Origin of the sequence: Pseudomonas resinovorans NBRC 106553 (genome assembly GCF_000412695.1) — a bacterium.
GTDB lineage: Bacteria > Pseudomonadota > Gammaproteobacteria > Pseudomonadales > Pseudomonadaceae > Metapseudomonas > Metapseudomonas resinovorans_A.
In genome coordinates, this window is record NC_021499.1 from 149,879 (window position 1) to 162,436 (window position 12,558).

13 protein-coding genes and 1 pseudogene are annotated in these 12,558 nt (G+C 66.6%); 3 read left to right on the forward strand and 11 right to left on the reverse strand.

Features of this window, described 5'->3' with window-relative positions; genetic code table 11:
• Positions 1-109: 109 nt before the first annotated feature.
• Both PCA10_RS00685 and PCA10_RS00690 read right to left on the reverse strand, forming a co-directional pair.
• Complete coding sequence (locus PCA10_RS00685; RefSeq protein ID WP_016490076.1) at positions 110-274, reverse strand: rubredoxin; 165 nt, start codon at positions 272-274, stop codon at positions 110-112.
• The gene (locus PCA10_RS00690) at positions 271-1,344 is read right to left on the reverse strand and encodes a fatty acid desaturase (RefSeq protein ID WP_016490077.1); all 1,074 of its coding nucleotides are present in this window, start codon (positions 1,342-1,344) and stop codon (positions 271-273) included. Before PCA10_RS00690 ends, PCA10_RS00685 begins: the two co-directional genes overlap by 4 nt.
• Before the next feature lie 100 nt (positions 1,345-1,444).
• On the opposite strand from PCA10_RS00690, the gene PCA10_RS00695 reads away from it, so the two are divergent.
• Positions 1,445-2,458 (forward strand): AraC family transcriptional regulator, encoded by a 1,014-nt coding sequence (locus PCA10_RS00695; RefSeq protein ID WP_016490078.1) that lies wholly within the window; start codon positions 1,445-1,447, stop codon positions 2,456-2,458.
• A gap of 130 nt (positions 2,459-2,588) precedes the next feature.
• Here the strand turns inward: PCA10_RS00695 and PCA10_RS00700 are convergent, their stop codons facing one another.
• Positions 2,589-3,284, reverse strand: coding sequence for a Crp/Fnr family transcriptional regulator (locus PCA10_RS00700; protein WP_016490079.1), 696 nt, complete (start codon positions 3,282-3,284; stop codon positions 2,589-2,591).
• 84 nt (positions 3,285-3,368) lie between these two features.
• On the opposite strand from PCA10_RS00700, the gene PCA10_RS00705 reads away from it, so the two are divergent.
• Complete coding sequence (locus PCA10_RS00705) at positions 3,369-3,893, forward strand: Mpo1 family 2-hydroxy fatty acid dioxygenase (protein WP_016490080.1); 525 nt, start codon at positions 3,369-3,371, stop codon at positions 3,891-3,893.
• An 84-nt stretch (positions 3,894-3,977) separates the two neighbouring features.
• Here the strand turns inward: PCA10_RS00705 and PCA10_RS00710 are convergent, their stop codons facing one another.
• Both PCA10_RS00710 and PCA10_RS00715 read right to left on the reverse strand, forming a co-directional pair.
• Positions 3,978-4,736 (reverse strand): hypothetical protein, encoded by a 759-nt coding sequence (locus tag PCA10_RS00710; protein ID WP_016490081.1) that lies wholly within the window; start codon positions 4,734-4,736, stop codon positions 3,978-3,980.
• Positions 4,737-4,862: 126 nt separating this feature from the next.
• The gene (locus PCA10_RS00715; protein WP_041770076.1) at positions 4,863-5,642 is read right to left on the reverse strand and encodes an MmyB family transcriptional regulator; all 780 of its coding nucleotides are present in this window, start codon (positions 5,640-5,642) and stop codon (positions 4,863-4,865) included.
• Positions 5,643-5,773: 131 nt separating this feature from the next.
• On the opposite strand from PCA10_RS00715, the gene PCA10_RS00720 reads away from it, so the two are divergent.
• The gene (locus tag PCA10_RS00720) at positions 5,774-6,175 is read left to right on the forward strand and encodes a hypothetical protein (protein WP_016490083.1); all 402 of its coding nucleotides are present in this window, start codon (positions 5,774-5,776) and stop codon (positions 6,173-6,175) included.
• 47 nt (positions 6,176-6,222) lie between these two features.
• Here PCA10_RS00720 and PCA10_RS00725 read toward each other — a convergent pair whose 3' ends face one another.
• From PCA10_RS00725 to dibA, 6 genes and pseudogenes are all read right to left on the reverse strand, one after another.
• Positions 6,223-7,212, reverse strand: coding sequence for a sulfate/molybdate ABC transporter ATP-binding protein (locus PCA10_RS00725; RefSeq protein ID WP_016490084.1), 990 nt, complete (start codon positions 7,210-7,212; stop codon positions 6,223-6,225).
• 5 nt (positions 7,213-7,217) lie between these two features.
• Positions 7,218-8,090 (reverse strand): sulfate ABC transporter permease subunit CysW, encoded by an 873-nt coding sequence (gene cysW / locus PCA10_RS00730; RefSeq protein WP_016490085.1) that lies wholly within the window; start codon positions 8,088-8,090, stop codon positions 7,218-7,220.
• Positions 8,091-8,100: 10 nt separating this feature from the next.
• Positions 8,101-8,919 carry a sulfate ABC transporter permease subunit CysT gene (cysT, locus tag PCA10_RS00735; protein WP_016490086.1) on the reverse strand — a complete coding sequence of 273 codons (819 nt, stop codon included), beginning with the start codon at positions 8,917-8,919 and terminating at the stop codon, positions 8,101-8,103.
• Between the two features lie 228 nt (positions 8,920-9,147).
• Positions 9,148-10,145, reverse strand: a pseudogene (locus PCA10_RS00740) (sulfate ABC transporter substrate-binding protein).
• Between the two features lie 119 nt (positions 10,146-10,264).
• On the reverse strand, positions 10,265-10,447 hold the full coding sequence (gene oscA / locus PCA10_RS00745) for a sulfur starvation response protein OscA (protein ID WP_016490089.1): 183 nt from the start codon (positions 10,445-10,447) through the stop codon (positions 10,265-10,267).
• Between the two features lie 147 nt (positions 10,448-10,594).
• On the reverse strand, positions 10,595-12,499 hold the full coding sequence (gene dibA / locus PCA10_RS00750; protein ID WP_016490090.1) for a phosphodiesterase DibA: 1,905 nt from the start codon (positions 12,497-12,499) through the stop codon (positions 10,595-10,597).
• Positions 12,500-12,558: the final 59 nt, after the last annotated feature.

Here is a 12,558-nt window from a genome sequence, read left to right on the forward strand (position 1 = left end):
TAGGGGCGATTTCAATCGCCAAGCGGACCGTAGGTTCGCCACCAGGCTGCGAAATGGGGCCGCGGGGCTGCCCTTGGCGAATGAATTCACCCCTACGGAAAAGCCCTGTTCAGATCTCCCGCATATCGAAGTCGCCCTTGCCGACGCCGCAATCCGGGCAGATCCAGTCGTCCGGCACGTCGGCCCAGGGCGTGCCGGCGGCTATGCCCTCCTCGGGCCAGCCCCTGGCTTCGTCGTAGATCAGGCCGCAGACCACGCAGATCCAGGTCTTCATGCCGCCACCTCACGCTCGCCCTGCTCGGCCGGCCGTTCCTTCGGGTGCCAGCGGTTGGCGCGGGCGAAGGTGCCGATATCGTTGAAGCGCACGCCCATCTCGCGCATCACCTTGTGGGCCACCGGCGCGGTCATCTGGCGGATGTAGAAGGGCTCCTTGACCACGAAGTGGTGGATCGCATGGGTGCTGCCGAAGTTGAAGCAGAAGGCCTGCAGCGGCCACAGCCACCAGGGGTTGAGCACCTGGGTCTGCTGGATCACGTTGCCCGGCTCGACGTCGCCGTAGTAGTGCATGTTGGAGCTGACGAAGTGCAGGCAGAAGGTGCGCAGCACGTTCGGGCCCACCAGCACGACCACGGCGATGTTGACGATGTGCATCGCCTCCAGGGTGCCCGCCGACCAGGCGATGGGCGCGCCGAAGGCCGAGGCCAGCGCGTCGATGGCGTGGAAACCGAGGAAGACGTACCAGGTGCCCCAGTTCAGCAGCGCCAGCGGCGCGTAGACCTTCAGGGTTCGGGCCAGGATGCTGCGCTTCTGCGCCCAACTGCTGGCGCGCAGCATGCGAATCAGCGACGACATCACGTTGTCGCCCACCATCAGCAGGCGCGCCAGGCCCCAGGGTTCGCCGTTGGTGATGGCGCGCTCTTCCAGGTCGGTCTCGGTGCCCGAGACCTTGTGGTGGTTGAGGTGCAGGTGACGGCGGACCCAGGGGTTGATGGTGCTCGGCCGCGCCATCCAGACCAGCGCCATCATCAGGTTGTGCGGCACCTTGCGCTTGCGGAAGTACATGCTGTGGATCAGGTCGTGCTCCAGCTCGTGGGTCAGCGAGGCGAAGAAGGCATTGAGCAGCAGGCAGGCCCACCAGGCGATCTGCCCGCCGAGGTAGAGCAGGGCGGAACCGACCATGCCGGCCAGGGCGAGGGCGAGGATGCCGGCGCCGATGGCGTCCTGGTGCTTGAGAATCGGGTAACGCTGGCGCAGCGCGTTGCCGTGGGCCATTACCACTTCACGAATATGCGCCGATCGCTGCGAGTCATTCAGCGTGCGGGGGCTTGCAGGCTTGGTGGACATGCTTCCATCCTCTTGTGGTCGATGGTCCTACTTTGCCGTCGCCGGCCATCGCCGCGCCCGACCCTGCACGCCAACCTGTTGACCGGATACGCCAAAGCGCATGAGCGAACCCACCACCCTCGCCAGCTGGACCCGCGCCCTGCGCAAGCAGCTGGATGCGCTCGGCCTGGACAGCGCCGCGCTGTGCCGCCAGGCGCACCTGGACCCGGCGCTGATGGACGACCCGAATGCGCGCTACCCGCTGTCGGCCACTACCCGCTTGTGGCAGCTGGCGGTGGCGGCCAGCGGCGATCCGGCCCTGGGCCTGAAGATTTCCACCTACGTCAGCCCCACCACCTTCCATGCCCTGGGCTATGCCCTGGTGGCCAGCGCCAGCCTGCGGGAAGTCTTCGAGCGCATCGTGCGTTACCACCAGGTGGTCAGCGACGTCCTGGAGCTGGAGCTCAGCCGCCAGGGCGAGCGCTATCAGTTCCGCCTGCGGGTGCCCAGCACCGGCGTCGAACCTGCCCCGGAGGCCGTGGATGCCTTCGTCGCCATCTATGTGCGCACCTGCCGCAATCGCATCGGCCGTGACTACGCGCCGTTGGCCGTGTACCTGCGGCGCCCGCCGCCGGCAGACCCTGCGCCCTGGCACGCGGTGTTCCGCGCGCCCCTGGTATTCGGCGCCGAGGAGAACCTCCTGGAGTTCGCGGCGGAGGATTTCGAACGGCCGCTGGACGATGCCAATCCGGAGCTGGCCGAACACAACGAGACAGTGCTCAAGCGCACGCTGGAGCAATTGCAGCAGCCCACCTGGTCGCGCAAGGTGCGCGCCTACCTGGAGGCCCAGCTGCCCAACGGCGAGCCTTCCGCCGAGCGCATCGCCCACTCCCTGCACATCAGCCTGCGCAGCCTGCAGCGGCATCTGGCGGAGGAGGGTTGCAGCTACGAGCAGCTTCTCGGCGATACCCGCCAGGTGCTGGCGCTGGCCCATATGCGCGACCCGCGCTGCTCCATCAGCGAGATCGCCTACCTGCTCGGCTTCGCCGACACCAGCAGCTTCAGCCGTGCCTTCAAGCGCTGGACCGGGCAGAGCCCGAGCCAGTACCGGGAAGGGTTGCCGCGCCAAGGATAAGGTGTGCCAAAGCAGGCTTCTTGTGGGGGCGATTTCAATCGCCAAGCGGACCGTAGGTTCGCCATGAGTGATCGTGTGGGGGCGGCTGCGCCACCCTTGGCGAATGAATTCGCCCCCACAGATTGAAGGCCTAGGTTTTGCCTTGTGCGGCGCGCTGCAGCAGCGCGAGGTCGAGGATCTCGATTTCGCCGTAGTTCAGGCGCAGGGCGCCCTGGGCTTCGAGGTCCTTGAGGATCTGGTTGGTGGTCTGCCGCGAGACCGCCAGCATCATCGCCAGTTGTTCCTGGGCCAGCTGGATTACGCGCCTGCGCTCGGCCAGGCCGCCGTAGCCCTCGGCGATCATCAGCAGACGCCGCGCCAGGCGCTGGGGCGCCGGCAGCAGGCTGATCTCTTCCAGGGCGATGAAGGCCAGGCGCAGCTTCTGGCTCATCAGCAGGGCGACGTCGCGCCAGTGCGCGGGCTGCCGCGCGAGCAGGGCCAGCAGGGGTGCCTGGGGCAGGTTGAGCAGGGTTACCGCGCCTTCGGCGAAGGCGTCGTGGGTGCGTGGTTGGCCGTCGAACAGCGATATCTCGCCGAACCAGTGGGGCGCCTCCACCAGCACCAGCAGCATCTCCTTGCCGCTTTCGCTGATGCTGCCGACGCGGATCGCGCCTTCCAGCACCGCATACAGGCCGCAGGGCGGGTCGCCCCGACGGAACAGGCGCTGGCCGGGCTCCAGCCGGCGCAGCTGGGCCATGGCCAGGAGTTCCTCGCGCAGGGCTGGCGGCAGCTGGCTGAACCATTGGCCGGTGAGCAGGAGATCGCGGTGGTGCTTCAATACGGTCATGGGCTTTGTCGGCTAGCTGACAGAGGATTTCCGGGGTATGCCGCCATTATCGGCGCAATTGCCTGAAAACCTGAGGACACAACAATGAAAACCCTCATCGACCACCTTGGCCAGTACGCCGAGTACCACCGCGACCGCCGCAACATCGCCACCCATTTCGTCGGTATCCCGCTGATCGTGCTGGCGGTGGCCGTACTGCTGTCGCGCCCGGGACTCGAGGCATTCGGCCTCTGGCTGTCGCCGGCGACGCTGGCGGCCCTGGCGTCGGTGTACTTCTACTTCCGCCTCGACCTGCGCTACGGCCTGGTGATGGCCGCGTTGCTCGGCCTCAGCCTCTGGCTGGGCGCCGTCCTGGCCGTGCAGGGCACCGCCCTCTGGCTCGGCGCGGGCCTGGGGATGTTCGTGGTGGGCTGGGTGATCCAGTTCGTCGGCCACTACTACGAGGGCCGCAAGCCGGCCTTCGTCGACGACCTCATGGGGCTCATCGTCGGGCCGTTGTTCGTGGTGGCCGAGCTGGGCTTCCTGCTGGGGCTGCGCGCGGAAGTCGAGCGTGCCGTGGAAGAACGCGCCGGCCCCACCTGCATCCGCGAGAAGAAGGCCACCGCCTGAGTCCCAGCAGGGCAACTGCGTAGGTTGGTGCAGAGCGGAGCGAAGCCCAACACTGGCGTTGGGCTTCGTCAAACTCAGCCCAACCTACGGGCTAACGGGGCTGGCCGATTTCCCCTGGGCCAGCAACTGTCCGCTCATGGACCGTGCATGGCGGTCCACCACCACGGGCGCGTAGGGGCGGCCCGAGGCGCTGACCAGGGCGTTACTCTGGCTGTTCAGGTCGCTGAGCGCCGCCCTGAGGAAGCCCCAGCGGGTCTTCAGCTTGGCCAGTGCCGGATCGGCCTTGTCGTCCAGGGGCACAAGTTCCTGGTCGATGTCCGGCAATAGCCGGCGTTCGTCCTGGCCGACATAGCTGTCGCCGTCCTCGCGGGCGATTTCGAAGGTGCCGATGTAGGCGCGACTCAGGTACTGCACGTTGAGGTATTCCACCTTCGCCGGCAGCTCCTCGGTACCCACCGGGCCGGACTGTGCGCGGGCGGCGATCAGCACGTCGCGCAGGGCCTTGGCCAGTTCCTGGGGATAGCGCCAGGGCACGTCCTCTTCCTTGTGGCCGAACGACACACCGCGCTGGAGCTGGGTAACAAGGATGTCGCGGCTGCTGCGCAAGGCCGCGCTCGGCTCGGCGATGTCGTGGAAGGCACGGTCCATGGCCTGGAGGTCGGCCTGCATGCGGTTCGCGTGAGCTTCCTGGAAACCTTCGCCACGGAACAGCAGCAGGCTGCCGGTGGCGCGGCAGGCGTGCACTTGCAGCAGTTCCAGGGGCGCCAGCTCGGCGGCGGGGGTGGGGGTGGCGAGGCCGATGAACAGGCCGAACAGCGGGTACAGCAGTACCTTGCGGATCATCTCGGGTGCTCCTGTTGTTGTTTTTCTGAGGAGTCGTGGGAGGGACGGCACAGCCTACTGCGCCGTGGCCTCCAGGCTATTACCCGAAAGAGTGATTTGTTGTGGGCGAGTCGCGCTTTTGCCCCATCACCCGAGCAATTTGCGGAGTACCTCCGCGCTGTCGGCGTCGGCGGGGAAGAAGGTTTCCAGGGCGAGCTCGGCGAGGGTCACATCCACCGGCGTGCCGAACACCGTGATCGTGCTGATCAGGCTGAGCGTGCCGAAATCGGTGCGCAGCTGCAGCGGCACCAGCACCGCGTCTCCGGGTAGCTCGCCGTGATCCTCCGGCGCCGGATAGCCCCGCAGCTCTTCCAGCAGTGCGGCCAATCCCTCGTCCGCCGAAAGATCGACATCGCGGCGCAGCCGTGCCAGCAGGTGGGCGCGCCATTGGCCGAGGTTGAGGATGCGCGGCGCCAGGCCGCGCGGGTGCAGGCTAAGGCGCAACACGTTGAGCGGTGGGGCGAGCAGCTCCGGGGCGACACCGAGGAGGAAGGGCGCCACCGCGGCGTTGGCCGCCAGCAGGTTCCACTGCCGGTCCACCGCCAGGGCGGGGTTGGGCTCGTGGGCCTTGAGCAACTGTTCGATGGCGACCCGCGCGGCGTCCAGCGCCGGGTCGGCCAGGTCGCGCAGGGGAAACAGCGGCGCGTAGCCGGCCGCCGTCAGCAACCGGTTGCGTTCGCGCAGGGGGATATCCAGCTGCTCGGCCAGGTGCAGCAGCATCTCGCGGCTCGGGTGGGCGCGGCCGGTCTCGACGAAGCTCAGGTGGCGCGTGGAGATGTCCGCGTCGCAGGCGAGGTCGAGCTGGCTCAGGCGGCGCCGCTGGCGCCATTGGCGCAACAGGGCGCCTACGGGGTGGGCTGTATTCATGGCAGCGACGATAGTCCAGGGAGGGAAAGTCGGCCATTACCTGGCAGGTAATCGACGCCTTTCGGCAATCGGCGAATGCTGGCGACCAGGCCCGGCAGCCGCCGACGCCACAGCCGAACAGGAGATCCACCATGAGCCTGATCCACGCCTCCCCCCTGCTGCGCCGCGCGCTGCAAGCCGATGCCCTGGTCAGTGGCGCCGCCGGCCTGCTGATGCTGCTGGCCAACCAACCCCTGTCGACCCTGCTGGGCCTGCCCCAGGCGCTGCTGCTGGGCGCGGGCCTGGCCATGCTGCCCTGGTGCGCGGCGCTGCTCTGGCTGGCGCGGCGCGAAGCACTGGCACGCCCGGCGGTATGGGCGGTGATCGCGGTGAACGTCGCCTGGGTGCTGGACAGCCTGCTGTTGCTGGTGAGTGGCTGGGTTCAGCCGACGCCCCTCGGCGTCGCCTACGTGATCGCCCAGGCGCTGGCGGTGGTGGTGTTCGCCGAGATGCAGTTCTTCGGCCTGCGCCGCAGCCAGGCTGCGCTGGCCTGACGCCTGGGGGCCCCGCTGCGAGCAAGGCAGCGGTGCCCCGGATGGGGTCAGAACCCCGCCGCCGCTTGCCAGGCCTTGGGCTTGAAGTACAGGGTTTCGCCGCGGACCAGGCCCACCAGGCTGTCGTGGTCCTTCACCACTTCGGCCTCGATCAGCTCGTCCTGGCCGTCCACCTTGAGGGTCACCCGGGTGATGGCGCCCAGCGGGCGGATGTCGCGGACTTCGGCAGCGCGGTGCTCGGCCACTTCCTGGCGCGACAGCGAGACTTCATGGGGACGGAACAGCAGGTGCTGGTCCTCGCCCAGGTGCAGGCGGTTGGAGTCGCCGAGGAAGTGGTAGACGAAGTCGCTCGCCGGTTGCTCGTAGACCTCGCCCGGCGCGCCGATCTGCTCGATCACGCCCTTGTTCATCACCACGATGCGGTCGGCCACTTCCATGGCCTCTTCCTGGTCGTGGGTCACGAATACCGAGGTCAGGTTGATCTCTTCATGCAGGCGCGCCAGCCAGCGGCGCAGCTCCTTGCGCACCTTGGCGTCGAGGGCGCCGAAGGGTTCGTCCAGCAGCAGGATCTTCGGTTCCACCGCCAGGGCGCGGGCCAGGGCGATACGCTGGCGCTGGCCGCCGGAGAGCTGTTCCGGGTAACGGTCGGAGAGCCAGTCCAGCTGCACCATGTTCAGCAGCTCGTGGACCTTCTCGGCGATCTGCTTCTCGCTGGGGCGTTCGCGCTTGGGCTTCATGCGCAGGCCGAAGGCGACGTTGTCGAACACGGTCATGTGGCGGAACAGGGCGTAGTGCTGGAACACGAAGCCGACGTTGCGATCACGCACATCGTGCTGGGAGACGTCCTCGCCGTGGAACACGATGCTGCCCGCATCCGGGGTTTCCAGGCCGGCGATGATCCGCAGCAGGGTGGTCTTGCCGCAACCGGACGGCCCCAGCAGGGCCACCAGTTCGCCGCTGTGGATATCCAGGTTGATCCCGTTGAGGGCCTTGAAGGCGTTGAAGTTCTTGCTGACGTTGCGGATTTCAATGCTCACGGTGGTTACTCCTCATCAGCATTCGACTTGAGACGGGACAGACGCGACTCGCTCCACTGCTTGAGCAGAAGGATGCACAGGGCCAGCAGCAGCAACAGGCTGGCGACGCTGAAGGCGGCGACGTGGTTGTACTCGTTGTAGAGGATCTCGACATGCAGCGGCAGGGTGTTGGTGACGCCGCGAATGTGGCCGGACACCACCGACACCGCGCCGAACTCGCCCATGGCCCGCGCGGTGCACAGCACCACGCCGTAGATCAGGCCCCATTTGATGTTCGGCAGGGTCACGTGCCAGAACATCTGCCAGCCGTTGGCGCCGAGCAGGCGCGCGGCTTCTTCCTCCTGGGTGCCCTGCTCCTGCATCAGCGGGATCAGCTCGCGGGCGACGAAGGGCAGGGTGACGAAGATGGTGGCCAGGACGATGCCGGGCACGGCGAAGATGATCTGGATGTCGCGGTCGCTCAGCCACTCGCCGAAGTAGCCCTGGGCGCCGAACAGCAGCACGTAGATCAGGCCGGCGATTACCGGGGACACCGAGAACGGCAGGTCGATCAGGGTGACCAGCAGGCTCTTGCCGCGGAACTCGTACTTGCTCACGCACCAGGCGGCGGCCACGCCGAACACCAGGTTGAGCGGCACCGAGATGGCCACGGCGATCATGGTCAGCTTCAGTGCGGAGAGGGCGTCCGGCTCGAAGATGGCGCTGAAGAAGGTGCCCAGGCCCTGCTTCAGGGCCTCGCTCAGCACCACCAGCAGCGGCAGCAGGAGGAACAGGGCGAAGGTCAGCCAGGCGGCGACGATCAGGATGCGGCGACCCCAGGCGCTGCCCCGGCGGGCGGCGTTGGCGGAGGAGGCGGCGGTCAGGCTTGCGGAACTCATGGCGCTCTCCTTATGGGGTTTCGATGCGGCGCTGCAGCAGGTTGATCAGCAGCAGCAGGACGAAGGCCACCACCAGCATCAGCACGCCGATGGCGGTGGCGCCGGTGTAGTCGTACTGGTCCAGCTTGACCATGATCAGCAGCGGCAGGATCTCGGTCTTCATCGGCATGTTGCCGGCGATGAAGATCACCGAGCCGTACTCGCCCACGCCCCGGGCGAAGGCCAGGGCGAAGCCGGTCAGCCAGGCCGGCAACAGGGCCGGCAGCAGCACGTGGCGGAATATCTGCAGGGGCTTGGCGCCCAGGCAGGCGGCGGCCTCCTCCACCTCGCGGGGGATATCCGCCAGCACCGGCTGCACCGTGCGCACCACGAAGGGCAGGGTCACGAAGGTCAGCGCCAGGGTGATGCCCAGCGGGGTGTAGGCGATCTTGAAGCCGAGGTCGGTGGCGAACTGGCCCACCAGGCCGGCGGGGGCGTAGAGCGCGGTGAGGGCGATGCCGGCGACCGCCGTGGGCAGCGCGAAGGGCAGGTCGACCATGGCGTCGATCACCTTGCGGCCGAAGAAGTCGTAGCGCACCAGGACCCAGGCCAGCAGGGTGCCGATGATGCCGTTGAGCACGGCGGCGGCCAGGGCGGTGCCGAAGCTGAGCTTGAGGGCGGCGATCACGCGGGGGGCGCTGATGATGGTCCAGAACTGGACCCAGGTCAGCTCGGTGGTCTTGAGGAACAGGGCACCCAGGGGAATCAGGACCAGCAGGCTGAGATACACCAGGGTGTATCCCAGGGTCAGCCCGAAGCCGGGTATGACCGGGGAGATGCGTCGTGACATGTTCTGTCCTTACTCTGCGTTGGAACGCTTGGTTTTCCGGAGGCGGCCCCGTCGAGCCGCTTCCAGCAAACAGGCCCGATCCGTGGATCAGGCCTGGATTTGCTCCCTCCCTGGAGCTCCCTCGATGGGTATCGCGACACGTCGCTCTACCCATCCTACGAGGTGTGCCGGCTTCCGTAGGATGGGTAGAGCGAAGCGAAACCCATCAACAGAAGTCCGGCAAAGGCTTTATTGCGCCTGGTAGATCTGGTCGAAGATGCCACCGTCGTTGAAGAACTTGGGCTGGGCTTCCTTCCAGCCGTTGAAGTCCTTGTCCACGGTCACCAGGTCGAGTTTCGGGAACTGCTTGGCGAACTCGGCGGCCACCTTCTCGTTACGCGGGCGGTAGAAGTTCTTCGCCGCGATGCGCTGGCCTTCCTCGCTGTACAGGTACTGCAGGTAGGCTTCGGCGACCTTGCGGGTGCCCTTCTTGTCGACGTTCTTGTCCACCACCGATACCGGCGGCTCGGCCAGGATCGACAGGCTCGGGGCGATGATCTCGAAGTTCTCGCCGCCTTGTTCCTTCAGGGCCAGGAAGGCCTCGTTCTCCCAGGCCAGCAGCACGTCGCCGATCTGGTTGTTGACGAAGGTGATGGTCGAGCCACGGGCGCCGGTATCCAGCACCGGTACGTGCTGGTAGAGCGCTTTCACGTATTCCTGGGCCTTGGCGTCGCTGCCGTATTCTTTCTTGGCCCAGGCCCAGGCGGCCAGGAAGTTCCAGCGGGCGCCGCCGGAGGTCTTCGGGTTCGGGGTGATGACTTCGACACCTGCCTTGGTCAGGTCGCCCCAGTCCTTGATGCCCTTGGGGTTGCCCTTGCGCACCAGGAACACGATGGTCGAGGTGTAGGGGTGCTGTTGTCGGGCAGGCGTGCCTGCCAGTTTTCCGGGATCAGCTTGCCGAGCTTCTGCAGCTCGTCGATGTCGCCAGCCAGGGCCAGGGTCACCACGTCGGCCTTCAGGCCATCGATCACGGCGCGGGCCTGCTTGCCCGAACCGCCGTGGGATTGCTGGACCTTCAGGTCGTCGCCGCCCTGGGCTTTCCAGTGCTTGACGAAGGCGGCGTTGTATTCCTGGTAGAGCTCGCGGGTCGGGTCGTAGGACACGTTGAGCAGTTCGGTGGCGGCGGCAGCCGGGCCGGCGATCAGGGCACTGGCGAGGGCGGCGAGGGCGAAGCGGCGAATCGACATTTTCAAGCTCCTGGAATCTGGATTTATCAGCTGTTGGCTAGGGCTGTTTGTTGTGTGTTTGTCGATACGCCCTCCGGGTGTCCGGTCGGGCCTGTTGAGTTCGGTGGGTCCGGGGTGCTTCAGCTGCCGCGGTTGTTCGGCTGCTGCAGGCGGAATTTTTCCTTGCGCTCGATCTGCACGATCTGGCCGTTGTGCACGGTGATCTCCACCGAGCCGAAACGAAGGCCATGCAGGGCGCTCTGGATTTCGCGCAGGATGCTGGCTTCGTCCTGGCCTTCGAGGCTACGGAGAGTTGCGCTCATGATCGTGCTCCTTGAAATGGGGCCCGCGGCAAGGGACGGGGAAGGGGTTCCGCGTGGCGTGGAGCGAATCTTAAGCAGGCGCGTAATATTCTTAAAAATACTATTTAAGAATTTTTATATAACCAGAAGTTAAAAGCCGCATTCCGCTCAGGTCACCGGCCACAACCGCTCGATGTCCTCGGCCGGCAACGGCTTGCCGAAGAGGTAGCCCTGGCCGTAATCGCACCCCAGTTGGCGGACGAATTCGACCTGGGCGTCGATTTCGATTCCTTCGGCCAGCACGCTCAGGCCCAGGCTGTGGCCCAGGGCGGTGACGGCGCGGGCGATGGCGATGTCGCTCGGGTCGGCGGGCAGGCCACGAACGAAGCTGCGGTCGATCTTCAGCTTGTGCACCGGCAGGCGCTTGAGGCGCTGCAGCGAGGAATAGCCGGTGCCGAAGTCGTCGATGGCCAGGCGCACACCCAGCTCGCGCAGCTGGGTGAGCAGCGCCTCGGCGGTGTCCGGGTCTTCCATCACCGCGCTCTCGGTGATTTCCAGTTCCAGGTATTCGGGTTTCAGGCCGGTGCTGGCCAGCACCTGCGCCACCTCGCGCACCAGTTCGCTGCGGCGGAACAGCCGGCAGGACAGGTTGACCGCCATGAAGGCGAGGTCGTGGCCCTGGGTCAGCCAGTGGCGCATCTGCCGGCAGGCCTGCTCCAGCACCCAGACGTCGAGGTTGCCGATCAGTCCGCTTTCCTCGGCGATCGGCAGGAACTCGCCGGGGGGTACCAGGCCGCGCTCGGGATGTTCCCAGCGCACCAGGGCCTCGCAGCCGATCATCCTGCCGTCGGCAAGGCGCGTGATGGGTTGGTAGTGCACCCGCAACTGCTGCTGTTCCAGGGCGCGGCGCAAGGCGCTGACCAGTTCGACGCGCTGGTGCGCCTGCTCGGTCATCTCCTGGCTGTAGAAGGCATAGGAATCACGCCCGCTGCTCTTGGCCTTGAACAGTGCCGAGTCGGCGTTGCGCATCACCTGCTCGACATTGTCCTCGCCGTCCGGGAACAGGCTGATGCCCAGGCTGGTGCTGATGAACAGCTCGCGACCGTCGAGGTCGAAGGGCTCGTTCAGCGTGCGCAGGATCCGTTGCGCCAGGTCGGCGGCCTGGTCCGCGTGGGGGCAGTTGTCCCAGAGCAGGCCGAACTCGTCGCCGCCGAGCCGGGCCAGGGTCATGCCGCCCTCCAGCCGCTCCTGCAGGCGCAGGCCGACCAGCTTCAGCAACTGGTCGCCCCGGGAGTGGCCGAGGCTTTCGTTGATGTGCTTGAAGTGGTCGAGGTCCAGCAGCAGCAGGGCGCCGTGCTGCTTTTCGCGGCGGGCGCGTTCCAGCACCTGGGCGACGCGCTCGGTGAACAGCAGGCGATTGGGCAGGTTGGTCAGCGGGTCATGGTGGGCGAGGAAGTCCAGCTCGTGCTGGGAACGCTTGATCGCGCTGATGTCGGAGAACACCGCCACGTAGTGGGTCAGCTGGCCTTCGTCGTCGTGGATGGCGCGGATGTTCTGCCAGAGCGGGTAGAGCTCGCCGTTCTTGCGCCGGTTCCACACCTCGCCGCTCCATTCCCGGCGGTTGCCCAGGGCGTTCCACATGGCCTGGTAGAAGGCCTCGGGGTGGCGGCCGGAACTGAAGATGCGCGGGTTCTTGCCGAGTACCTCGGCTTGCTCGTAGCCGGTGATGCGGGCGAAGGCGCGGTTGACGTGGACGATGCGGCTGGCGGTGTCGGTGACCAGTACGCCCTCCTGGGTACTGTCGAACACCGCGGCGGCCTGGCGCAGGCTGCTCTCGTTGGCGCGGCGGGCCTCCAGGTAGGCCCGCAGGCGGCGCAGGTGCAGGCACAGCAGGAGGAACAGCAGCAGGCTGGTCACCAGCACGAAGAGCAGGCCCTTCACGGTCTGCAACTCGGCGAGCAGCTTGGGGTCGCCCACCATCGCCACCAGGGCGTGGTCGCTGAACAACACCCAGAGACTGGCGAAGATGAAATAGGGCAGCACCAGTCTGAGGGCGCTGAACTTGGATCGCATGGGCGCGGCCTTCCTGGCTTTGATCGCTGCTGAGGGCACGCATTATAGAGCCAAGCGAC